This is a genomic window from Escherichia sp. MOD1-EC7011 (assembly GCF_002965005.1).
Taxonomy (GTDB): domain Bacteria; phylum Pseudomonadota; class Gammaproteobacteria; order Enterobacterales; family Enterobacteriaceae; genus Escherichia; species Escherichia ruysiae.
This window is the reverse complement of the sequence record NZ_PTRD01000050.1, coordinates 1-23,153: the sequence shown is the minus strand read 5'-3', so window position 1 is coordinate 23,153 and position 23,153 is coordinate 1. Positions and strand designations below refer to the sequence as shown.

General features: G+C 51.5%; 17 protein-coding genes. 14 read left to right on the top strand and 3 right to left on the bottom strand.

The genetic code is table 11. From position 1 onward, the window contains the following. Positions 1-202: 202 nt before the first annotated feature. The 7 genes from A7098_RS21905 to A7098_RS21875 all read left to right on the top strand — a co-directional run bounded on the left by A7098_RS21905 (position 203) and on the right by A7098_RS21875 (position 8,526). Positions 203-2,467 carry a ComEC family protein gene (locus tag A7098_RS21905; RefSeq protein ID WP_105281409.1) on the top strand — a complete coding sequence of 755 codons (2,265 nt, stop codon included), beginning with the start codon at positions 203-205 and terminating at the stop codon, positions 2,465-2,467. 36 nt (positions 2,468-2,503) lie between these two features. Next, positions 2,504-4,252: a lipid A ABC transporter ATP-binding protein/permease MsbA gene (msbA, locus tag A7098_RS21900; protein WP_000551251.1), complete on the top strand. Its 1,749-nt coding sequence runs from the start codon at positions 2,504-2,506 to the stop codon at positions 4,250-4,252. After that, positions 4,249-5,235 (top strand): tetraacyldisaccharide 4'-kinase, encoded by a 987-nt coding sequence (gene lpxK, locus A7098_RS21895; RefSeq protein WP_032225489.1) that lies wholly within the window; start codon positions 4,249-4,251, stop codon positions 5,233-5,235. Before msbA ends, lpxK begins: the two co-directional genes overlap by 4 nt. A 35-nt stretch (positions 5,236-5,270) precedes the next feature. Further along, positions 5,271-6,503 (top strand): crosslink repair DNA glycosylase YcaQ, encoded by a 1,233-nt coding sequence (gene ycaQ, locus A7098_RS21890; protein ID WP_105281408.1) that lies wholly within the window; start codon positions 5,271-5,273, stop codon positions 6,501-6,503. A gap of 51 nt (positions 6,504-6,554) precedes the next feature. Next, entirely contained in the window at positions 6,555-6,737 is a 183-nt protein-coding gene (gene ycaR, locus A7098_RS21885; protein ID WP_000350069.1) for a protein YcaR, read from the top strand. Further along, entirely contained in the window at positions 6,734-7,480 is a 747-nt protein-coding gene (gene kdsB / locus A7098_RS21880) for a 3-deoxy-manno-octulosonate cytidylyltransferase (RefSeq protein WP_000011598.1), read from the top strand. The genes ycaR and kdsB overlap by 4 nt, the downstream gene beginning before the upstream one ends. 152 nt (positions 7,481-7,632) lie before the next feature. After that, positions 7,633-8,526 carry a YcbJ family phosphotransferase gene (locus A7098_RS21875; protein ID WP_000436930.1) on the top strand — a complete coding sequence of 298 codons (894 nt, stop codon included), beginning with the start codon at positions 7,633-7,635 and terminating at the stop codon, positions 8,524-8,526. On the opposite strand, the gene elyC is transcribed toward A7098_RS21875, so the two are convergent. Further along, positions 8,503-9,282: an envelope biogenesis factor ElyC gene (gene elyC / locus A7098_RS21870; RefSeq protein ID WP_105281407.1), complete on the bottom strand. Its 780-nt coding sequence runs from the start codon at positions 9,280-9,282 to the stop codon at positions 8,503-8,505. The genes A7098_RS21875 and elyC overlap by 24 nt on opposite strands. Positions 9,283-9,417: 135 nt before the next feature. Between elyC and cmoM the strand changes: the two genes are divergently transcribed. The 7 genes from cmoM to gloC all read left to right on the top strand — a co-directional run bounded on the left by cmoM (position 9,418) and on the right by gloC (position 20,172). After that, positions 9,418-10,203: a tRNA uridine 5-oxyacetic acid(34) methyltransferase CmoM gene (gene cmoM, locus A7098_RS21865; RefSeq protein WP_010344470.1), complete on the top strand. Its 786-nt coding sequence runs from the start codon at positions 9,418-9,420 to the stop codon at positions 10,201-10,203. Further along, entirely contained in the window at positions 10,200-11,522 is a 1,323-nt protein-coding gene (gene mukF, locus A7098_RS21860; protein ID WP_001288859.1) for a chromosome partition protein MukF, read from the top strand. The genes cmoM and mukF overlap by 4 nt, the downstream gene beginning before the upstream one ends. After that, positions 11,503-12,207 carry a chromosome partition protein MukE gene (gene mukE, locus A7098_RS21855; RefSeq protein ID WP_010344468.1) on the top strand — a complete coding sequence of 235 codons (705 nt, stop codon included), beginning with the start codon at positions 11,503-11,505 and terminating at the stop codon, positions 12,205-12,207. Before mukF ends, mukE begins: the two co-directional genes overlap by 20 nt. Beyond that, positions 12,207-16,667, top strand: coding sequence for a chromosome partition protein MukB (gene mukB / locus A7098_RS21850; RefSeq protein WP_032225484.1), 4,461 nt, complete (start codon positions 12,207-12,209; stop codon positions 16,665-16,667). Before mukE ends, mukB begins: the two co-directional genes overlap by 1 nt. A gap of 254 nt (positions 16,668-16,921) precedes the next feature. Further along, positions 16,922-18,769 carry a L,D-transpeptidase gene (gene ldtD / locus A7098_RS21845; RefSeq protein ID WP_000926032.1) on the top strand — a complete coding sequence of 616 codons (1,848 nt, stop codon included), beginning with the start codon at positions 16,922-16,924 and terminating at the stop codon, positions 18,767-18,769. Positions 18,770-18,949: 180 nt separating this feature from the next. Continuing rightward, positions 18,950-19,498, top strand: a complete 549-nt coding sequence (locus tag A7098_RS21835) for a YcbK family protein (protein WP_001516120.1) — start codon at positions 18,950-18,952, stop codon at positions 19,496-19,498. A 26-nt stretch (positions 19,499-19,524) separates the two neighbouring features. After that, positions 19,525-20,172, top strand: coding sequence for a hydroxyacylglutathione hydrolase GloC (gene gloC, locus A7098_RS21830; RefSeq protein WP_001109462.1), 648 nt, complete (start codon positions 19,525-19,527; stop codon positions 20,170-20,172). 221 nt (positions 20,173-20,393) lie between these two features. On the opposite strand, the gene aspC is transcribed toward gloC, so the two are convergent. Both aspC and ompF read right to left on the bottom strand, forming a co-directional pair. After that, positions 20,394-21,584 (bottom strand): aspartate transaminase, encoded by a 1,191-nt coding sequence (gene aspC / locus A7098_RS21825; RefSeq protein WP_032225483.1) that lies wholly within the window; start codon positions 21,582-21,584, stop codon positions 20,394-20,396. A gap of 184 nt (positions 21,585-21,768) precedes the next feature. Then, positions 21,769-22,839 carry a porin OmpF gene (ompF, locus tag A7098_RS21815; RefSeq protein ID WP_105281406.1) on the bottom strand — a complete coding sequence of 357 codons (1,071 nt, stop codon included), beginning with the start codon at positions 22,837-22,839 and terminating at the stop codon, positions 21,769-21,771. Positions 22,840-23,153 lie beyond the last annotated feature (314 nt).

The following is a 23,153-nucleotide window of genomic DNA, read 5'->3' as shown; positions in this document are numbered from 1 at the left end:
TCACTCAAACTTGAACGCGAGAAAAGCACCTGTCGGGTGCTTTTTTCATTTCTGTAATCTGGAACTGGAAGCTGCCTCGCAGAGTTTTGTGTAGTTTTCACCTTTCCGTTAAATTCTTCTGAACCCGTCTCGGGGAACGCAAAACTCCCGCCAGACAACCGTTCAACAAAGTTGCACACTTTCCAAAAACAGGGAGGGGTGCATGAAAATAACGACAGTCGGTGTATGCATTATTTGCGGAATTTTTCCGCTGCTGATTTTGCCGCAATTGCCTGGAACATTACCCCTTGCGTGTCTGACTGTCTTTGCCGGCGTACTGGCATTTATTCCTGTAAAAGCCGTTCGTTATTTCACGCTAACATTGCTGTTTTTCCTTTGGGGCGTATTGGCGGCAAAGCAAATTTTGTGGGCAGGAGAAACCTTAACTGGCGCGACGCAGGATGCAATTGTCGAGATTACTGCAACTGACGGCATGACCACTCATTACGCTCAAATTACCCATCTACAAGGTCGACGTCTTTTCCCTGCGCCAGGCATCGTGCTGTATGGCGAGTATCTGCCACAAGCGGTTTGTGCCGGACAACAATGGTCAATGAAACTCAGAGTTCGTGCGGTTCACGGTCAGCTTAATGATGGCGGCTTTGACAGCCAGCGTTATGCTATTGCCCAGCACCAGCCTCTAACCGGGCGTTTTCTTCAGGCAAGAATCATTGAACCGGGGTGTAGTCTGCGGGCGCAATATCTGGCCTCTTTGCAAACGACCCTGCAACCTTATCTGTGGAAAGCGGTGATTCTTGGCTTAGGTATGGGTGAACGGTTATCTGTGCCCAAAGAAATCAAAGATATTATGCGCAATACTGGTACAGCGCATTTAATGGCGATATCGGGATTGCACATCGCTTTTGCGGCGTTGCTGGCAGCCGGGCTCATTCGCGTTGGGCAAATTTTCCTCCCTGGTCATTGGATCCACTGGCAGATGCCATTAATTGGCGGAATTTGCTGTGCCGCTTTTTATGCCTGGTTGACTGGTATGCAACCTCCGGCACTGCGTACTATCGTGGCGCTTGCAACGTGGGGAATGCTTAAGTTAAGTGGGCGACAATGGCGTGGCTGGGATGTCTGGTTATGCTGCCTTGCGGCAATATTACTAATGGATCCTGTTGCCATCCTTTCGCAAAGTTTGTGGCTCTCTGCTGCAGCGGTGGCGGCGCTGATTTTTTGGTATCAGTGGTTTCCCTGTCCGGTCTGGTCGCTGCCGCCAGTATTGCGCGCTATTGTTTCCTTCATCCATCTGCAACTGGGAATAACGCTTCTGCTCATGCCAGTGCAAATAGTCATATTTCATGGCATTAGCCTGACCTCGTTTATTGCAAATCTATTTGCAATTCCCTTGGTGACATTTATCACGGTTCCGTTGATCCTCGCCGCTATGGTTGTGCATTTAAGCGGGCCGTTAATCCTGGAGCAAGGGTTATGGTTTCTTGCCGACCGGTCTTTGGCTTTACTTTTCTGGGGGTTAAAGAGTTTGCCGGAAGGGTGGATCAACATTGCTGAACGTTGGCAATGGCTATCATTTTCCCCATGGTTCTTACTGGTGGTATGGCGATTAAACGCCTGGCGAACGTTGCCAGCAATGTGTGTGGCTGGGGGCTTGCTGATGTGCTGGCCGCTGTGGCAAAAACCTCGACCTGACGAGTGGCAAGTGTATATGCTTGATGTCGGGCAAGGGCTGGCAATGGTAATTGCGCGAAACGGCAAAGCGATTCTCTATGATACGGGGCTCGCCTGGCCAGAAGGTGACAGCGGGCAACAACTGATTGTCCCTTGGCTACGCTGGCATAACCTTGAACCGGAAGGCGTCATTCTGAGTCATGAGCATCTGGATCATCGGGGAGGGCTGGACTCGATATTACATGTCTGGCCGACGTTATGGGTCAGAAGTCCTTTAAACTGGGAACATCATCAGCCCTGTATGCGTGGTGAAGCGTGGCAGTGGCAAGGATTACGTTTTAGCGCACACTGGCCTTTACAAGGTAGCAACGATAAAGGAAATAACCATTCCTGTGTGGTTAAGATTGATGACGGAACGTATAGCATTCTTTTAACCGGTGATATTGAAGCATTCGCTGAACAAAAAATGCTAAGTCGTTACTGGCAACACGTGCAGGCAACATTACTTCAGGTGCCCCATCATGGCAGTAATACCTCATCATCATTGCCATTAATTCAGCGTGTGAATGGAAAAGTGGCACTGGCATCGGCATCGCGCTATAACGCATGGCGACTACCCTCCAGTAAAGTTAAAAGACGCTATCAACTTCAGGGATATCAATGGGTTGACACCCCGCATCAGGGGCAAATAACCGTCGATTTTTCAGCGCAAGGCTGGCAGGTACGCAGCCTAAGAGAGCAAATTTTACCTCGTTGGTATCATCAGTGGTTTGGCGTGCCAGTGGATAACGGGTAGAATATGCGGCTATTTCAACAAATGCTGGTTTTTTGAATGCATAACGACAAAGATCTCTCTACGTGGCAGACATTCCGCCGACTGTGGCCAACCATTGCGCCTTTTAAAGCGGGTCTGATCGTGGCGGGCATAGCGTTAATTCTCAACGCAGCCAGCGATACCTTCATGTTATCGCTCCTTAAGCCACTTCTCGATGATGGCTTTGGTAAAACCGATCGCTCCGTGCTGATGTGGATGCCGCTGGTGGTTATTGGGCTGATGATTTTACGTGGTATCACCAGTTATATTTCCAGTTACTGCATCTCCTGGGTATCAGGAAAAGTGGTAATGACTATGCGTCGCCGCCTGTTTGGTCACATGATGGGAATGCCGGTGTCATTTTTTGACAAACAGTCAACTGGGACACTGCTTTCACGTATTACTTACGATTCTGAACAGGTTGCTTCGTCGTCTTCCGGCGCGCTGATTACGGTGGTGCGTGAAGGTGCTTCCATTATCGGTCTGTTCGCCATGATGTTCTATTACAGCTGGCAGTTGTCGATCATTTTAATTGTGCTGGCGCCGATCGTCTCGATTGCGATTCGTATCGTATCGAAGCGTTTTCGCAGCATCAGTAAAAACATGCAGAACACCATGGGGCAGGTGACCACCAGTGCAGAACAGATGCTGAAAGGCCACAAAGAGGTGCTGATTTTTGGCGGCCAGGAAGTGGAAACGAAGCGTTTTGATAAGGTCAGCAACAAGATGCGTTTGCAGGGAATGAAGATGGTATCAGCCTCTTCTATCTCTGACCCAATCATTCAGCTGATTGCCTCTTTGGCGCTGGCGTTTGTTCTGTATGCAGCGAGCTTCCCAAGTGTAATGGATAGCCTGACAGCAGGTACGATTACCGTTGTCTTCTCTTCGATGATTGCACTGATGCGTCCGCTGAAATCGCTGACCAACGTTAACGCCCAATTCCAGCGTGGTATGGCGGCCTGTCAGACGCTGTTTACCATTCTGGATAGTGAACAGGAGAAAGACGAAGGTAAACGCGAGATTGAACGAGCAATCGGCGACGTCGAATTTCGCAATGTCACTTTTACCTATCCGGGGCGTGAAGTTCCCGCTCTGCGTAACATCAACCTAAAAATTCCGGCAGGGAAAACGGTCGCTCTGGTCGGACGTTCTGGTTCAGGTAAATCAACAATCGCCAGCTTGATCACGCGTTTCTACGATATTGATGAAGGCGAAATCCTGATGGATGGTCACGATCTGCGCGAGTATACCCTGGCGTCATTGCGTAACCAGGTTGCACTGGTATCGCAGAATGTCCATTTGTTTAACGATACGGTTGCCAACAACATTGCTTACGCACGTACAGACCAGTACAGCCGTGAGCAAATTGAAGAAGCGGCGCGTATGGCTTATGCCATGGACTTTATCAATAAGATGGATAACGGTCTTGATACGGTGATTGGTGAAAACGGCGTGTTGCTCTCTGGCGGTCAGCGCCAGCGTATCGCTATCGCTCGAGCTTTGTTGCGTGACAGCCCGATTCTGATCCTTGATGAAGCCACCTCGGCGCTGGATACAGAATCCGAACGTGCGATTCAGGCGGCGCTTGACGAGCTACAGAAAAACCGTACCTCACTGGTGATTGCTCACCGTTTGTCTACCATTGAAAAGGCAGACGAAATTGTGGTCGTTGAGGATGGTGTCATTGTGGAACGCGGCACGCATAACGATTTGCTTGAGCACCGTGGTGTCTACGCGCAACTTCACAAAATGCAATTTGGTCAATGATCGAAAAAATCTGGTCTGGTGAATCTCCTTTGTGGCGGCTGTTGCTGCCACTCTCCTGGTTGTATGGCCTGGTGAGTGGCGCTATCCGTCTTTGCTATAAACTAAAACTGAAGCGCGCATGGCGTGCCCCGGTGCCAGTTGTGGTGGTCGGTAATCTCACCGCAGGTGGCAACGGGAAAACCCCGGTCGTTGTCTGGCTGGTAGAACAACTGCAAAAACGTGGTATTCGTGTTGGTGTTGTATCCCGGGGCTATGGCGGTAAGGCCGAGTCGTATCCGATGTTATTGTCGGCAGAGACCACCACAGCACAGGCGGGTGATGAACCGGTGCTGATTTATCAGCGTACTGGCGCGCCTGTTGCAGTTTCTCCCGTCCGTTCTGATGCGGTAAAAGCCATTCTGGCGCAACATCCTGATGTGCAGCTCATCGTAACCGACGACGGTTTACAGCATTATCGTCTGGCGCGTGATGTGGAAATCGTCGTTATTGATGGTGTGCGTCGCTTTGGCAATGGCTGGTGGTTGCCGGCGGGGCCAATGCGTGAGCGAGCGGGGCGCTTAAAGTCGGTTGATGCGGTAATCGTCAACGGCGGTGTCCCCCGCAGCGGTGAAATCCCCATGCATCTGCTGCCGGGTCAGGCGGTGAATTTGCGTACCGGTGCTCGTTGTGATGTTGCACAACTTGAACATGTGGTGGCAATGGCGGGGATTGGTCATCCGCCGCGCTTTTTTGCCACGCTGAAGATGTGTGGTGTGCAACCGGAAAAATGTGTGCCGTTGTCCGATCATCAGTCTTTGAATCATGCAGATGTCAGCGCATTGTTAAGTGCCGGGCAAACACTGGTTATGACTGAAAAAGATGCGGTGAAATGCCGGGGCTTTGCAGAAGAAAATTGGTGGTATTTGCCCGTTGACGCACAGTTTTCGGGCGCTGAGCCAGAGAAACTGCTCGCGCAACTTTCCTCGCTGGCTTCTGGCAACTAATTCGCAGCAGCAGCGTTCAATTGATGGAGCCATGAATGACGCTGCCGTATATCTCTCTTGCTGATGCACGTAATCTTCATCTCGCTGCGCAAGGTCTGTTAAAAAAATCTCGTCGTCGCGCGTTGCCGCAAGATGTTCTGGCAGCTATCTCCCGCATGTCCTTGCTGCAAATCGACACTATCAATATCGTTGCTCGCAGCCCTTATTTGGTGCTTTTTAGTCGTCTGGGTAATTATCCTCCGCAGTGGCTGGACGAGTCGCTGGCGCATGGCGAATTAATGGAATACTGGGCGCATGAAGCCTGCTTTATGCCACGTAGTGATTTTCATCTCATTCGCCACCGGATGCTGGCGCCAGAAAAAATGGGCTGGAAATATCAAGACGCCTGGATGCGGGAACATGCAGAAGAAATTGAACAGTTACTTCAGTACATTCAGGATAACGGACCCGTACGTTCAGCCGATTTTGCTCATCCCCGCAAAGGGGCAAGCGGTTGGTGGGAGTGGAAGCCGCATAAACGCCATCTGGAAGGGCTGTTTACTGCTGGAAAGGTGATGGTGATTGAACGGCGTAATTTCCAGCGCGTTTATGATTTAACCCATCGTGTCATGCCGCACTGGGATGATAAGTGTGACCTCGTTTCGCAAACAGAAGCAGAAATCACTATGCTGGATAACAGTGCGCGTAGCCTGGGAATATTCCGCGAACAGTGGCTGGCGGATTACTATCGCCTTAAACGCCCGGCGCTGGCTGCCTGGCGTGATGTGCGTGCTGAACAGCGGAAAATTATCCCCGTAAATGTGGAGAGGTTAGGACAACTCTGGCTGCATATTGATTTGTTGCCTCTTCTCGAAACAGCTCTCGCGGGGAAACTCACCGCGACGCATAGCACTGTACTGTCACCCTTTGACCCTGTCGTCTGGGATCGCAAACGCGCAGAGCAGCTTTTTGATTTTAGCTACCGGCTGGAATGCTACACGCCGGCACCGAAACGCCAGTATGGCTATTTCGTTCTGCCGTTACTGCATCGTGGACAATTAGTCGGGCGAATGGATGCTAAAATGCATCGCCAGACGGGCGTCCTTGAAGTTATCGCCCTTTGGTTACAGGATGGCATCAAACTGACTGCTTCTCTTCAAAAAGGATTACGCCAGGCGATTACCGATTTTGCTGGCTGGCAGCAGGCAACGCGAGTGACATTAGGGCGCTGCCCACACGGTCTCTTTAGTGATTGCCGCACAGGCTGGGAAATAGCCCCCTGGGCATAAATGATTATGATAAGATTTATGCATTCATAACCCGATCCATCTGGAGGAACTATGGATCATCGTCTGCTTGAAATCGTTGCCTGCCCGGTTTGCAACGGCAAACTTTGGTATAACCAGGAAAAACAAGAACTGATTTGCAAACTGGATAACCTGGCTTTCCCGCTGCGCGATGGCATCCCTGTGCTGTTGGAAACGGAAGCCCGCGTGCTGACTGCTGATGAGAGTAAATCATGAGTTTTGTGGTGATTATTCCTGCACGCTACGCTTCTACGCGTCTGCCTGGTAAACCGTTGGTCGATATTAACGGTAAGCCGATGATCGTTCATGTTCTTGAACGCGCCCGCGAATCAGGAGCCGATCGCATCATTGTCGCAACCGATCATCAAGATGTTGCCCGCGCTGTTGAAGCGGCAGGAGGGGAAGTGTGCATGACGCGCGCCGATCATCAGTCAGGCACCGAACGCCTGGCGGAAGTTGTCGAAAAATGCGCGTTCAGTGACGACACGGTGATTGTTAATGTGCAGGGCGATGAGCCAATGATCCCTGCGACAATCATTCGTCAGGTTGCTGATAATCTCGCCCAGCGTGAAGTAGGCATGGCTACTCTGGCTGTACCCATCCACAGTGCGGAAGAAGCCTTTAATCCGAATGCGGTTAAAGTGGTGCTTGACGCTGAAGGTTATGCGCTTTACTTCTCACGAGCTACCATTCCGTGGGATCGTGACCGTTTTGCAAAAGGTCTGGAAACCGTTGGTGATAACTTCCTGCGTCATCTTGGTATTTATGGCTACCGTGCAGGCTTTATCCGTCGTTACGTCACCTGGCAGCCAAGTCCGTTAGAACACATCGAAATGTTAGAGCAGCTTCGCGTACTGTGGTACGGCGAAAAAATCCACGTTGCTGTTGCCCAGGAAGTTCCTGGTACAGGAGTGGATACCCCTGAAGATCTCGAGCGCGTTCGCGCTGAAATGCTCTAAGCTGATTTCACGACACTCCACCTGATTTTGGGGGGAGTGTCGTACCGTTACGATTTTCCTCATTTTTCTTTTCAACAATTGATCTCATTCAGGTGACATCTTTTACATTGGCGCTCATTATGAAGGCAGTAGCTTTTATGAGGGTAATCTGAATGGAACAGCTGCGTGCCGAATTAAGCCATTTACTGGGCGAAAAACTCAGTCGTATTGAGTGCGTCAATGAAAAAGCGGATACGGCGTTGTGGGCTTTGTATGACAGCCAGGGAAACCCAATGCCGTTAATGGCGAGAAGCTTTAGTACGCCAGGCCAAGCCCGCCAGTTGGCATGGAAGACCACCATGCTGGCGCGCAGCGGGACTGTTCGTATGCCAACCATCTATGGCGTGATGACACATGAAGAACATCCTGGCCCCGATGTCCTGTTACTGGAGCGGATGCGTGGTGTTTCTGTAGAAGCTCCCGCGCGTACACCGGAACGCTGGGAGCATCTGAAAGAGCAAATTGTTGAAGCTCTGCTGGCCTGGCATCGACAGGACAGTCGAGGTTGCGTCGGCGCAGTCGACAACACTCAGGAAAATTTCTGGCCCTCCTGGTATCGGCAACATGTTGAAGTGCTATGGACCACGCTCAATCAGTTCCATAACACCGGACTAACGATGCAGGATAAGCGTATCCTGTTCCGCACTCGCGAATGCCTTCCGGCCTTATTTGAAGGCTTTAACGACAATTGTGTGCTGATTCATGGCAATTTCTGTTTGCGCAGCATGTTGAAAGATTCTCGTAGCGATCAATTACTGGCGATGGTAGGGCCGGGCCTCATGCTTTGGGCGCCACGTGAGTATGAGCTGTTCCGGTTGATGGATAACACTCTGGCAGAAGATTTACTCTGGAGTTACCTGCAACGCGCGCCAGTGGCGGAGTCTTTCATCTGGCGGCGTTGGCTGTATGTGTTATGGGATGAAGTTGCGCAACTGGTCAATACTGGACGGTTTAGTCGGCGCAACTTCGATCTGGCATCAAAATCACTCCTTCCCTGGCTCGCCTGACGAACCTTTCAGCCACTGCCAGATGCGACCAAGCGTTTCATAGCCTACACGGTCGCTATGCATCAACCAGACCGGAGAGGGAATTGCCCGTTCCCACGGATTAAGCGGCGAGTCGATTGCCAGCTGATTCGCCGGGGCTGGCAGCGGATTCAGGCCTTCCTGCTGGAAAAAGATCATCGCGCGCGGCAAATGAGACGCAGATGTCACCAGCAGGAAAGGGGCGTCACCAATGGCCTGTTTCACTGCGGCTGCTTCTTCTTCGGTATCTTTTGGCAAATCCAGCGTAATAATTTGTTCACGCGGCACGCCCAGCGATTGCGCCACTCTGGCACCTACTTCCGCTGTACTCACCGTATTGGTTTTTGCTACGCCTCCCGTGAAGATCATTTTTGATCCCGGATTCTCGCGCCATAAACGAATACCTTCATTCAGGCGCGGCAAACTATTATTGATTAAATTTGAACTTGGTGCCCACTGCGGGTTCCAGGTATAACCACCTCCGAGCACCACGATATAGTCCACTTTTTGTGCATTATTCCATGTCGGATAAGTGCTTTCGATGGGACGCAGCAGGCGGTCGGCTACCGGTTGCAAACTTAATAACAAAAGCGCCAACCATCCTGCGCTAATAAATATCTTTCCAGTTTTTTGAAAACGGCTAAACCACAGTAGCACCAGACCCACACCGATAATCAACAACATTAGCGGAAGCGGCAGCAGCATACCGCCAATCACTTTTTTCAGTGTAAAAAGCATCCTTTCTGGTTCCTTTTTTAACCATATAGCGAGGGATCGACAGTGATATTACACCAGACGGGTTCATTCTCGCCGTGGCTGTGACAAAATAGCGCCTTTATCAGAAAACGTCTTAGCCAACCGGTGGAGAAAGCAATGCAGGATCGTAATTTTGATGACATTGCGGAAAAGTTTTCCCGTAACATTTACGGCACCACCAAAGGACAGCTTCGACAGGCTATTCTGTGGCAGGATCTCGATCGTGTGCTGGTGGATATGGAACCGCAAAAACTGCGTGTGCTGGATGCCGGTGGTGGAGAAGGACAGACCGCGATCAAAATGGCCGAACGAGGGCATCAGGTCATTTTATGCGATCTCTCCGCCCAGATGATCGACCGCGCAAAGCAGGCGGCAGACGCTAAAGGTGTGAGCGACAACATGCAATTTATACATTGCGCCGCTCAGGACGTTGCTTCGCATTTGGAAACGCCCGTTGATCTGATATTGTTCCATGCGGTGCTGGAATGGGTGGCTGATCCCCGCAGCGTATTGCAAACGTTGTGGTCAGTGTTGCGCCCAGGCGGCGTGTTGTCATTAATGTTCTACAATGCGCATGGCTTGCTGATGCATAACATGGTCGCAGGGAATTTTGATTACGTGCAGGCGGGAATGCCGAAAAAGAAAAAACGGACGCTTTCGCCAGACTATCCACGCGACCCGGCGCAGGTATATCAGTGGCTGGAAGAAGCTGGATGGCAAATTATGGGTAAAACCGGCGTTCGCGTGTTTCATGATTATCTGCGTGAAAAGCACCAGCAGCGCGACTGCTACGAAGCATTACTTGAATTAGAAACGCGTTATTGCCGTCAGGAACCGTATATCAGCCTGGGGCGTTATATTCATGTCACCGCGCGCAAACCGCAGAGCAAGGATAAAGTATGAGTGAATTTTCCCAGACAGTCCCCGAACTGGTTGCCTGGGCCAGAAAAAATGACTTCTCCATCTCGCTGCCGGTAGACCGACTCTCTTTTCTGCTGGCGGTTGCCACGCTGAATGGCGAGCGTCTGGATGGTGAGATGAGTGAAGGCGAGCTGGTGGATGCATTCCGCCATGTGAGTGATGCGTTTGAGCAAACCAGCGAAACCATCGGCGTGCGCGCCAACAACGCGATCAACGACATGGTGCGTCAACGTCTGCTGAACCGCTTTACCAGTGAGCAGGCGGAAGGGAATGCTATATATCGTCTGACGCCGCTCGGCATCGGCATTACTGACTACTACATCCGTCAGCGTGAGTTTTCTACGCTACGTCTTTCTATGCAGTTGTCGATCGTTGCAGGCGAACTGAAGCGTGCGGCGGACGCGGCAGAAGAGGGCGGCGATGAGTTTCACTGGCACCGCAATGTCTATGCTCCGCTGAAATATTCGGTAGCAGAAATTTTCGACAGCATCGATCTAACGCAACGTCTGATGGATGAGCAGCAGCAGCAGGTGAAAGATGACATCGCTCAGTTGCTGAATAAAGACTGGCGCGCGGCGATCTCCAGCTGCGAATTGTTGCTTTCAGAAACCTCCGGTACGCTGCGTGAATTGCAGGATACGCTGGAAGCGGCAGGTGACAAATTGCAGGCTAACCTGTTGCGCATCCAGGATGCGACCATGACGCATGACGATCTGCATTTTGTCGATAGTCTGGTGTTCGATCTGCAAAGTAAGCTCGATCGTATTATCAGCTGGGGACAGCAATCTATCGACTTGTGGATTGGCTACGATCGCCACGTACACAAATTTATCCGTACTGCTATCGATATGGATAAAAACCGCGTCTTTGCTCAGCGGTTACGTCAGTCGGTACAAACCTATTTTGATGAACCGTGGGCGCTGACTTACGCTAATGCCGATCGTCTGTTGGATATGCGTGACGAAGAGATGGCGCTGCGCGACGAAGAAGTGACCGGGGAGCTTCCGCCAGATTTAGAGTACGAAGAGTTCAACGAGATCCGCGAACAACTGGCGGCGATCATCGAAGAACAGCTCGCCGTGTACAAAACCAGACAAGTACCGCTGGATCTTGGTCTGGTGGTACGCGAATATCTGGCGCAGTATCCACGTGCGCGTCACTTTGACGTTGCGCGTATTGTTATTGATCAGGCGGTACGCCTCGGCGTAGCGCAAGCAGATTTCACCGGACTGCCAGCGAAATGGCAGCCGATTAATGATTACGGAGCCAAGGTACAGGCGCATGTCATCGACAAATATTGAACAAGTGATGCCGGTTAAGCTGGCGCAGGCACTGGCGAATCCGTTATTTCCGGCGCTGGATAGCGCCTTACGTTCAGGCCGTCATATTGGCCTCGACGAACTGGATAATCATGCATTCCTGATGGATTTTCAGGAATATCTGGAAGAGTTTTACGCACGTTATAACGTGGAGCTTATTCGCGCGCCGGAAGGTTTTTTCTATTTGCGCCCACGTTCTACCACTATTATCCCGCGCTCCGTATTGTCGGAACTGGACATGATGGTCGGGAAAATCCTCTGTTATCTCTATCTCAGCCCGGAACGGCTGGCGAACGAGGGGATTTTTACTCAGCAGGAACTGTATGATGAACTGCTCACCCTGGCTGATGAAGCGAAACTGCTGAAACTGGTAAACAATCGTTCTACCGGTTCGGACGTGGATCGCCAGAAGTTGCAGGAAAAAGTACGCTCTTCGCTCAACCGTCTGCGCCGCTTAGGCATGGTGTGGTTTATGGGGCACGACAGCAGCAAGTTCCGCATTACTGAATCGGTGTTCCGTTTCGGTGCGGATGTCCGTGCGGGCGACGATCCGCGCGAAGCCCAGCGTCGCCTGATTCGCGATGGTGAAGCTATGTCGCTGGAAAACCACCTGCAACTCAACGACGAAACTGAAGAGAATCAGCCAGATAGCGGAGAGGAAGAATAATGATTGAACGCGGTAAATTTCGCTCACTGACGCTGATTAACTGGAATGGCTTTTTTGCCCGTACCTTTGACCTTGATGAGTTGGTCACGACGCTTTCCGGCGGTAATGGTGCGGGTAAATCAACCACCATGGCGGCGTTCGTTACGGCGCTTATCCCCGACCTGACCTTGTTGCACTTTCGTAACACCACGGAAGCCGGAGCCACCAGCGGTTCGCGCGATAAAGGCCTGCACGGTAAGTTAAAAGCGGGTGTCTGTTATTCAATGCTCGACACCATCAACTCGCGCCACCAGCGCGTGGTGGTTGGTGTGCGTCTACAACAGGTTGCCGGGCGCGATCGTAAAGTTGATATCAAACCGTTTGCCATTCAGGGGCTGCCGATGTCGGTGCAGCCGACGCAACTGGTGACCGAAACCCTGAACGAACGTCAGGCGCGCGTGCTGCCGCTTAACGAGCTGAAAGACAAACTCGAAGCGATGGAAGGCGTGCAGTTTAAGCAGTTCAACTCCATCACCGATTACCATTCGCTGATGTTCGATCTGGGCATCATCGCGCGTCGTCTGCGTTCTGCTTCTGATCGTAGTAAATTCTATCGTCTGATCGAAGCCTCGCTGTACGGCGGTATTTCCAGCGCCATTACCCGTTCTCTGCGCGACTACCTGCTGCCAGAAAACAGCGGTGTGCGTAAAGCGTTCCAGGACATGGAAGCGGCGCTGCGTGAAAACCGCATGACGCTGGAAGCGATTCGTGTCACCCAGTCTGACCGTGACTTGTTCAAGCATCTGATTAGCGAAGCCACCAACTACGTGGCGGCGGACTACATGCGTCACGCCAACGAGCGCCGTGTCCATCTCGACAAAGCTCTGGAGTTTCGTCGTGAGCTACACACTTCGCGTCAGCAACTGGCGGCGGAGCAGTACAAACACGTCGATATGGCGCGTGAGCTGGCAGAGCACAACGGTGCCGAAGGCGATCTGGAAGCGGATTATCAGGCGGCCAGCGATCACCTGAACCTGGTGCAGACTGCACTGCGTCAGCAGGAAAAGATCGAACGTTACGAAGCGGATCTCGATGAGCTGCAGATCCGTCTGGAAGAGCAAAACGAAGTGGTGGCAGAAGCCATCGAGCGCCAGGAAGAGAACGAAGCGCGTGCGGAAGCCGCCGAACTGGAAGTGGATGAGCTGAAAAGCCAGCTTGCTGACTACCAGCAGGCGCTGGACGTCCAGCAAACGCGCGCGATCCAGTACAACCAGGCGATTGCTGCGCTTAATCGTGCCAAAGAATTGTGTCATCTGCCGGACTTAACCGCCGACAGCGCCGCCGAATGGCTGGAAACCTTCCAGGCGAAAGAGCTGGAAGCGACCGAAAAAATGCTCTCTCTTGAGCAGAAAATGAGCATGGCGCAAACCGCGCACAGCCAGTTTGAGCAGGCTTATCAATTGGTAGTAGCAATCAACGGTCCGCTGGCGCGTAACGAAGCGTGGGAGGTCGCCCGCGAACTGCTGCGCGAAGGGGTCGATCAGCGCCACCTGGCAGAACAGGTTCAGCCGCTGCGGATGCGCTTAAGCGAACTGGAACAGCGTCTGCGCGAGCAGCAAGAAGCCGAACGCCTGCTGGCAGAATTCTGCAAACGTCAGGGCAAGAATTTCGATATCGACGAACTGGAAGCCCTGCATCAGGAGCTGGAAGCGCGCATTGCCTCTCTTTCTGACAGCGTGTCTAACGCCCGTGAAGAGCGCATGGCGCTGCGTCAGGAACAGGAACAACTACAATCACGCATTCAGAGTCTGATGCAGCGTGCGCCGGTTTGGCTGGCGGCGCAAAACAGCCTCAATCAGTTGAGTGAGCAGTGCGGTGAAGAGTTCACTTCCAGCCAGGACGTCACTGAATACATGCAACAGTTGCTGGAGCGTGAGCGCGAAGCGATTGTTGAACGTGACGAAGTGGGGGCACGCAAAAACGCCGTTGACGAAGAGATTGAGCGTTTAAGCCAGCCGGGCGGCTCTGAAGATCAGCGCCTGAATGCGCTGGCAGAACGTTTTGGCGGCGTGCTGCTGTCAGAAATTTATGACGACGTTAGCCTTGAAGACGCGCCGTACTTCTCTGCGCTATATGGCCCGTCTCGTCACGCGATCGTCGTGCCGGATCTGTCGCAGATTGCCGAACAACTGGAAGGTTTAACCGATTGCCCGGAAGATCTCTATCTGATCGAAGGTGATCCGCAGTCGTTCGATGACAGCGTGTTCAGCGTTGATGAGCTGGAAAAAGCGGTAGTGGTGAAAGTTGCCGACCGTCAGTGGCGTTACTCTCGCTTCCCGGAAGTTCCTCTGTTTGGTCGTGCGGCGCGCGAAAGCCGCATTGAAAGCCTTCATGCTGAGCGTGAAGTGCTCTCTGAACGTTTTGCTACGCTCTCCTTTGATGTACAGAAAACCCAGCGTTTGCATCAGGCATTTAGCCGCTTTATCGGCAGCCATCTGGCGGTGGCGTTTGAGTCCGATCCGGAAGCCGAAATCCGCCAACTCAACAGCCGTCGCGTCGAGCTGGAGCGTGCGCTGAGTAATCATGAAAATGATAACCAGCAGCAGCGTATTCAGTTTGAGCAGGCGAAAGAGGGCGTTACCGCGCTGAACCGCATTCTGCCGCGTCTCAACCTGCTGGCTGATGACAGCCTGGCAGATCGCGTCGATGAAATCCGCGAACGTCTGGATGAAGCCCAGGAAGCCGCGCGTTTTGTTCAGCAGTTCGGTAATCAACTGGCGAAACTGGAGCCGATGGTTTCAGTATTGCAGAGCGACCCTGAACAATTCGAACAGTTAAAAGAAGATTACGCGTACTCCCAGCAGATGCAGCGCGATGCCCGTCAGCAGGCATTTGCCCTGACTGAAGTTGTGCAGCGTCGTGCGCACTTTAGCTACTCCGACTCGGCAGAAATGCTCAGCGGTAACAGCGATCTCAACGAAAAACTGCGTGAACGTCTGGAGCAGGCAGAGGCGGAACGTACCCGCGCTCGTGAAGCGTTGCGTGGTCATGCAGCGCAGTTGAGCCAGTACAACCAGGTACTGGCCTCGCTGAAAAGTTCTTACGACACCAAAAAAGAGCTGCTTAACGATCTGCAACGCGAATTGCAGGATATCGGTGTGCGTGCCGATAGCGGGGCAGAAGAACGGGCGCGCATTCGCCGTGACGAACTACATGCGCAACTGAGCAATAACCGTTCTCGTCGCAACCAACTGGAAAAAGCACTTACCTTCTGCGAAGCGGAGATGGACAACCTGACCCGCAAACTGCGCAAGCTGGAACGTGATTACTTTGAGATGCGCGAGCAGGTGGTGACCGCCAAAGCGGGCTGGTGTGCAGTCATGCGCATGGTGAAAGATAACGGTGTTGAGCGTCGCTTGCACCGTCGCGAGCTGGCTTATCTCTCCGCTGATGATTTGCGTTCCATGTCGGATAAGGCGTTAGGTGCGCTGCGTCTGGCGGTAGCGGATAACGAACATCTACGCGACGTGCTGCGTATGTCGGAAGATCCAAAACGTCCGGAACGTAAAATTCAGTTTTTCGTGGCGGTTTACCAGCATCTGCGTGAACGTATTCGTCAGGATATTATTCGTACCGATGATCCGGTTGAAGCTATCGAGCAGATGGAAATCGAACTTAGCCGTCTGACCGAAGAGTTAACTTCCCGCGAACAGAAACTGGCGATCAGTTCCCGCAGCGTGGCAAACATCATTCGTAAAACCATTCAGCGCGAGCAGAACCGCATCCGTATGCTCAACCAGGGATTGCAGAACGTTTCGTTCGGTCAGGTGAACAGCGTGCGTCTGAACGTGAACGTGCGTGAAACTCACGCCATGCTGCTGGATGTCCTTTCTGAACAGCATGAACAACATCAGGATCTATTTAACAGCAACCGTCTGACCTTCTCGGAAGCCCTGGCGAAACTGTATCAGCGTCTTAACCCGCAGATTGATATGGGCCAGCGCACACCGCAGACCATTGGTGAAGAACTGCTGGATTACCGCAACTACCTGGAGATGGAAGTTGAGGTTAACCGTGGTTCCGATGGCTGGTTGCGTGCGGAATCGGGCGCACTATCTACCGGTGAAGCAATTGGTACAGGTATGTCGATTCTGGTGATGGTGGTACAGAGCTGGGAAGATGAATCACGCCGACTGCGCGGTAAAGACATTTCTCCTTGCCGCCTGCTGTTCCTCGATGAAGCAGCGCGACTGGATGCTCGTTCTATCGCCACGCTGTTTGAATTGTGTGAGCGTTTGCAAATGCAGCTCATCATCGCGGCGCCAGAAAATATTAGCCCGGAGAAAGGCACCACCTACAAACTGGTACGTAAGGTATTCCAGAATACCGAGCACGTTCATGTGGTTGGTTTACGTGGCTTTGCGCCGCAGCTTCCAGAAATGCTTCCAGGGGCTGACGAAGCGTCTTCCCAGGCAAGTTAAGATTAAGGCGGCAGCGATGTCGCCTTTTTCAGAAAACTCCGTTTCTGCACTAAAAAAATGCCGCATTACGGCGCGCTTTTCTTTAAACTTCTTTACATTAGGTTGTGTAAAAACGTATCGGTGTTTATATACTGAAGGTAAGCCTGATAAGTAACAGGCTTGCTCGTCATACTTTCGTGAGTATTGGCGTTGTACAGGCAAGTAGAGAAAAGCAGCCTGGCTATTCAAAGTATGATAAAAACAGGGGGCAAGGGATGTTGCTTAACATGATGTGTGGTCGTCGGCTTTCGGCAATAAGTTTGTGTCTGGCCGTAACATTCGCTCCACTGTTCAGTGTGCAGGCTGATGAGCCTGAAGTAATCCCTGGCGACAGCCCGGTGGCTGTTAGCGAACAGGGAGATGCACTGCCGCAAGCGCAAGCTACGGCAATTATGGCGGGACTTCAGCCGCTACCAGAGGGTGCGGCGGAAAACGCTCGCACACAAATCGAATCTCAATTACCCGCAGGTTATAAGCCGGTTTATCTTAACCAGCTTCAACTGCTGTATGCCGCACGTGACATGCAGCCTATGTGGGAAAACCGTGATGCGGTAAAAGCCTTCCAGCAGCAACTGGCGGAAGTGGCGATTGCCGGTTTTCAGCCGCAGTTTAATAAATGGGTAGAGTTACTGACTGATCCTGGCGTTAACGGTCTGGCACGCGACGTAGTGCTGTCGGATGCAATGCTGGGCTATCTCCATTTCGTTGCCAACATTCCGGTCAAAGGTACGCACTGGTTGTACAGCAGTAAACCTTATGCGCTCTCTACACCACCGCTCTCGGTCATTAACCAATGGCAGGTGGCGCTAAATAATGGTCAGTTGCCAACGTTTGTTGCAGGACTGGCTCCGCAGCATCCGCAATATGCCGCGATGCATGAATCTTTATTGACCTTACTCAGCGATACGAAACCGTGGCCACAACTGACCGGTAAAGCAACGCTGCGTCCTGGCCAGTGGAGTAATGATGTACCAGCACTGCGCGAGATTTTGCAGCGAACGGGAATGCTCGAAGGCGGGCCGAAAATTGCGCTCCCTGGCGATGAAACACCCGCAGATGCAGTCGTGAGTCCGTCCGCCGTTGCCGTCGAAACAGCAGAAACTAAGCCGATGGACAGGCAAACTACGGCTCGCAGTAAACCTGCGCCAGCCGTACGCGCTGCCTACGATAATGAGCTGGTGGAAGCCGTTAAACGTTTTCAGGCATGGCAAGGATTGGGGGCCGATGGCGCTATTGGTCCGGCAACGCGGGACTGGTTAAATGTAACGCCAGCCCAGCGTGCAGGTGTGCTGGCACTCAACATCCAGCGTTTACGCTTGCTGCCTGCGGAGCTTTCTACTGGCATCATGGTCAATATACCCGCCTATTCTTTGGTCTATTACCAGAACGGTAATCAGGTGCTGGACTCGCGGGTGATTGTCGGCCGTCCTGACCGCAAAACACCGATGATGAGCAGTGCTTTAAACAATGTGGTGGTGAATCCGCCGTGGAACGTACCGCCGACGCTGGCACGCAAAGATATTCTGCCGAAAGTGCGTAACGATCCGGGTTATCTGGAAAGTCATGGCTATACGGTGATGCGCGGCTGGAACAGCAAAGAAGCGATTGATCCGTGGCAGGTTGACTGGTCAACGATTACCGCCTCGAATTTACCGTTCCGCTTCCAGCAAGCTCCTGGCCCACGAAATTCGCTAGGACGGTATAAATTTAATATGCCGAGTTCAGACGCTATCTACTTGCATGACACGCCTAATCACAATCTGTTCAAGCGTGATACACGCGCGTTAAGCTCAGGGTGTGTGCGGGTGAATAAGGCATCTGATCTGGCAAATATGCTGTTGCAGGATGCAGGCTGGAATGACAAGCGTATTTCCGACGCCCTGAAGCAGGGAGATACCCGTTACGTCAATATCCGTCAGTCGATCCCGGTTAATCTCTACTACCTGACCGCTTTTGTCGGTGCAGATGGTCGTACTCAATATCGTACAGATATTTACAATTATGATCTGCCTGCGCGATCCAGCTCGCAAATTGTATCGAAAGCGGAACAATTAATCAGATAAATGAAGTAGTTCGGGTAAATCAGTTGTCGTAATAATTGGCAAAATTGGGGGCTATTCTCGCTAGCCCCCATCACTGCTGGGATTGAGTCATCTTGACGTTAGCTTTATGCGCGGTTAAGGTGCCTCTTGTGCGCCAGAAGTGCATATAAACGATAACATTGACCTGTAGACTTGATTATCATGGACAAATTCGACGCTAATCGCCGTAAACTGCTGGCGCTTGGTGGCGTTGCACTTGGTGCCGCCATCTTGCCGACCCCTGCGTTTGCGACACTCTCTACCCCACGTCCGCGTATTTTGACACTCAACAATCTCCATACCGGAGAGTCCATTAAAGCGGAGTTTTTCGATGGCAGAGGCTATATTCAGGAAGAATTGGCAAAACTAAACCATTTTTTCCGCGATTTCCGCGCGAACAAAATAAAGTCCATCGACCCAGGATTATTCGACCAGTTGTATCGCCTGCAAGGGCTGTTAGGCACCCGCAAACCGGTGCAACTCATTTCCGGTTATCGCTCCATTGATACCAACAATGAACTACGCGCGCACAGCCGTGGGGTAGCGAAGAAAAGCTATCACACCAAAGGCCAGGCGATGGATTTCCATATTGAAGGTGTCGCGTTAAGCAATATTCGCAAAGCAGCGTTATCTATGCGTGCAGGTGGTGTAGGATATTACCCACGTAGTAACTTTGTGCATATTGATACCGGGCCAGCACGGCACTGGTAACAATCGCTTAACAAAACAGGGGCAGTATGAATTATCGTATTATTCCGGTCACTGCATTCTCCCAGAACTGCTCATTGATCTGGTGTGAACAAACTCGCCTGGCTGCACTGGTTGATCCTGGCGGCGATGCGGAAAAAATCAAACAGGAAGTTGATGCCAGCGGCCTGACGCTAATGCAGATCCTGCTGACGCATGGTCACCTGGATCATGTTGGCGCGGCGGCGGAACTGGCGCAACATTACGGCGTGCCGGTTCTTGGGCCGGAAAAAGAAGATGAGTTCTGGCTGCAAGGCTTGCCTGCGCAAAGCCGTATGTTCGGTCTGGAGGAGTGTCAGCCACTAACGCCGGATCGTTGGCTGAACGAAGGCGACACTATCAGCATAGGGAATGTGACTTTACAGGTGTTACATTGCCCTGGGCATACGCCGGGTCATGTGGTCTTCTTTGATAATCAGTCAAAACTGCTCATTTCTGGCGACGTTATTTTCAAAGGCGGAGTAGGGCGCAGTGACTTCCCTCGTGGTGACCATAATCAACTGATCTCTTCGATTAAAGATAAACTGCTGCCACTGGGCGATGACGTGACATTTATTCCGGGTCACGGGCCATTATCCACTCTTGGTTATGAGCGCCTGCATAATCCCTTCCTGCAAGACGAAATGCCCGTCTGGTAAAGGCGTATAAAAAAGCCCGCTTTCAATGCGGGCCTGGATTTCTGGCAAAGTGCGCTTTGTTTATGCCGGATGCGGCGCGAGCGCCTTATCCGGCCTACAAAATCGTGCAAATTCAAAATATTGCAGGGGACGCGTAGGCCTGATAAGCGTAGCGCATCAGGCAATGCTGCGTTTGTCAGCAACCTCAGCCCGCTTTCAGCGGGCTTCATTGGTTTTAACGCTTACAGCACTGCCACAATCGCTTCGCACAGCGGAGCCATGTTGTCTGGTGTCATCCCGGCTACGTTCACACGACCGGAAGCCACCGCATACACGCCAAACTCTTCACGCAGACGCAGTACCTGTTCTTTAGTCAGACCGCTAAAGGAGAACATGCCATTCTGTTTGATGATGAAACTGAAGTCGCGGTTTGCACCTTTCTCCTGCAACGTATTAACGAACAACTGACGCATACGCTGAATGCGCTGGCGCATATCGGTCAGCTCTTGTTCCCAAATCGCACGTAACGCATCGTTGCTCAGGATGGTGGCAACAACCGAAGCGCCGTGTGCTGGTGGGTTAGAGTAGTTAGCGCGAATCGCCGCTTTCATTTGGCTGAATGCGCGATCAACGGTTTCACTGTCAGCAGCAACCAGAGTACAAGCGCCAACGCGCTCGTTGTACAGGCCAAAGTTTTTAGAGTAGGAACTGGCGACGATCAGTTCTTTATGCAGACCAGCGAAAACGCGCAGACCTTCAGCATCTTCTTCCAGACCGCGAGCAAAACCCTGGTAAGCGAAGTCAAACAGCGGTAACCAGCCTTTCTCAACGGAAAGCTGCGCCAGCGTTTGCCATTGCTCCAGTGTAGGATCGATACCGGTTGGGTTATGGCAACAGCCATGGAACAGCACTACGTCGCCAGCCTGAGCTTCGTTCAGGCTGTTAATCAGTGCATCGAAGTCAAGGGTGTGATTTTCCGCATCATAATAAGCGTATTCACGAACTTCCAGCCCTGCAGAGTTAAAGACGCTCTTATGGTTCGGCCAGCTTGGGTTGCTTACCCACACACGCTTAACGCTGGTATTTTTTGCCAGGAAATCGGCAGCCACGCGTAGTGCGCCAGTGCCACCCGGAGTCTGTGCTGTGCGAGCACGTTTGTCATTGATCAGGGCGCTACCTTTACCAAACAGCAGTTCCTGAGTGCAGCGACCAAATTCAGGGATGCCGTCAATGCCGAGGTAGTTTTTGGTGGTTTCATTTTCGAGCAGATACTGTTCAGCCTTTTTCACGCTGGTCAGCACCGGGGTTTTGCCCGTCTCATCTTTATAGACACCAATCCCAAGGTTAATTTTGCCGGGACGTTCATCGGCACGAAACAGATCGGCCAGACCCAGAATTGGGTCGGCAGGAGCGGCGGTAATGTTCTCAAACATGACGAGGTTCCATTATGGTTACAGAAGGGAAGTCCGCTATCAGGGTAACGGGAGATTTACAAAATTCCAACTATTACTGATGAAAACGCCGACTGTTTTTGCAAGACGTGAGATTGCTCTGGAAGGCATAAAAAAAACAGGACCAAAGTCCTGTTTTTTCGGCATTTAACAAAGAGGTCTGCTATTAGAACTGGTAAACGATACCCACAGCAACGGTGTCGTCTGAACCTACGCCCAGTTTGTTGTCAGAATCGATCTGGTTGATGATGTAGTCAACGTAGGTGGACATGTTTTTGTTGAAGTAGTAGGTTGCGCCCACTTCAAAGTAGTTCACCAGATCAACATCACCGATACCTTCTACGTCTTTCGCTTTAGATTTGGTGTAAGCGATGGACGGACGCAGACCGAAATCGAACTGGTATTGTGCAACTAACAGAACGTCTTGTGTTTTGTTGGCAAAGCCGCCAGTGATCGGCGTAGCGTTACGGGTTTCACCGTAGTTTGCCGCCAGGTAGATGTTGTTTGCATCATACTTCAGGCCAGTAGCCCACTGTTCAGCTTTTTTACCCTGGCCGAGAGGCTGAGCTTCCTGCAAGTTGGTGCGGTCAGCAGCACCATAAGCACCAACGATACCAAAGCCTTCGAATTCGTAGCTGATGGAGCCGCCAACACCGTCGCCGTTAGAACGACGTGCGGTGTCACGTTCGTTTTTACCCAGGTACTGAACAGCGAAATTCAGGCCGTCAACCAGACCAAAGAAGTTGGAGTTACGGTAAGTTGCAACGCCGCCAACACGACCAACGAAGAAGTCATCGCTGTATGCAGTATCACCACCAAATTCTGGCAGCATATCGGTGTAACCCAGTGCATCATAAACCACACCGTAGTTACGGCCGTAATCGAAAGAACCAACGTCAGCGTATTTAAGACCCGCGAATGCCAGACGCGTTTTGTTACCAGTTTGAGCGTCAGCGCCTTCAGAGTTGTTACCCTGGAAGTTATATTCCCACTGACCATAACCGGTCAGATCGGAATTGATTTGAGTTTCCCCTTTAAAACCAAGACGGGCATAGGTCATGTCGCCATTGCCACCGTAACTGTTTTCACCGTTACCCTTGGAGAAATAATGCAGACCGACAGCTTTACCGTACAGATCTACTTTGTTGCCATCTTTGTTATAGATTTCTGCAGCGTTTGCAGTACCTGCTACTAACAGAGCAGGGACGATCACTGCCAGAATGTTGCGCTTCATCATTATTTATTACCCTCATGGTTTTTTTTATGACACCTGCCACTGCCGTCAATAAGTTTCGTCAATAAATATTTACGGAGCTATTGATGAAAGTTTGGTGTCTTTATGTATCTGCAGGCATCTTTCCATTCAAACTAACGTTTCGCTACCGTGAAAGTGCTACAAATATAAAGATATAGTTACAAAAAGAAAAAATATGTAACTAAAGGTAAATTTTAAGGAACTTTGTGAACGCCGTCATATTTCCATTAGACTTTAATGATGTTTGCAGAGAGTTTGATCTATATATATGATTTCCTTATATTAAATTTAGCTAA

Bases quoted from the DNA above. Each gene is read 5' to 3' on its own strand.
- A7098_RS21905 (WP_105281409.1), top strand. From the start codon at position 203: ATGAAAATAACGACAGTCGGTGTATGCATTATTTGCGGAATTTTTCCG.
- msbA (WP_000551251.1), top strand. From the start codon at position 2,504: ATGCATAACGACAAAGATCTCTCTACGTGGCAGACATTCCGCCGACTG.
- lpxK (WP_032225489.1), top strand. From the start codon at position 4,249: ATGATCGAAAAAATCTGGTCTGGTGAATCTCCTTTGTGGCGGCTGTTG.
- ycaQ (WP_105281408.1), top strand. From the start codon at position 5,271: ATGACGCTGCCGTATATCTCTCTTGCTGATGCACGTAATCTTCATCTC.
- ycaR (WP_000350069.1), top strand. From the start codon at position 6,555: ATGGATCATCGTCTGCTTGAAATCGTTGCCTGCCCGGTTTGCAACGGC.
- kdsB (WP_000011598.1), top strand. From the start codon at position 6,734: ATGAGTTTTGTGGTGATTATTCCTGCACGCTACGCTTCTACGCGTCTG.
- A7098_RS21875 (WP_000436930.1), top strand. From the start codon at position 7,633: ATGGAACAGCTGCGTGCCGAATTAAGCCATTTACTGGGCGAAAAACTC.
- elyC (WP_105281407.1), bottom strand. From the start codon at position 9,282: ATGCTTTTTACACTGAAAAAAGTGATTGGCGGTATGCTGCTGCCGCTT.
- cmoM (WP_010344470.1), top strand. From the start codon at position 9,418: ATGCAGGATCGTAATTTTGATGACATTGCGGAAAAGTTTTCCCGTAAC.
- mukF (WP_001288859.1), top strand. From the start codon at position 10,200: ATGAGTGAATTTTCCCAGACAGTCCCCGAACTGGTTGCCTGGGCCAGA.
- mukE (WP_010344468.1), top strand. From the start codon at position 11,503: ATGTCATCGACAAATATTGAACAAGTGATGCCGGTTAAGCTGGCGCAG.
- mukB (WP_032225484.1), top strand. From the start codon at position 12,207: ATGATTGAACGCGGTAAATTTCGCTCACTGACGCTGATTAACTGGAAT.
- ldtD (WP_000926032.1), top strand. From the start codon at position 16,922: ATGTTGCTTAACATGATGTGTGGTCGTCGGCTTTCGGCAATAAGTTTG.
- A7098_RS21835 (WP_001516120.1), top strand. From the start codon at position 18,950: ATGGACAAATTCGACGCTAATCGCCGTAAACTGCTGGCGCTTGGTGGC.
- gloC (WP_001109462.1), top strand. From the start codon at position 19,525: ATGAATTATCGTATTATTCCGGTCACTGCATTCTCCCAGAACTGCTCA.
- aspC (WP_032225483.1), bottom strand. From the start codon at position 21,584: ATGTTTGAGAACATTACCGCCGCTCCTGCCGACCCAATTCTGGGTCTG.
- ompF (WP_105281406.1), bottom strand. From the start codon at position 22,839: ATGATGAAGCGCAACATTCTGGCAGTGATCGTCCCTGCTCTGTTAGTA.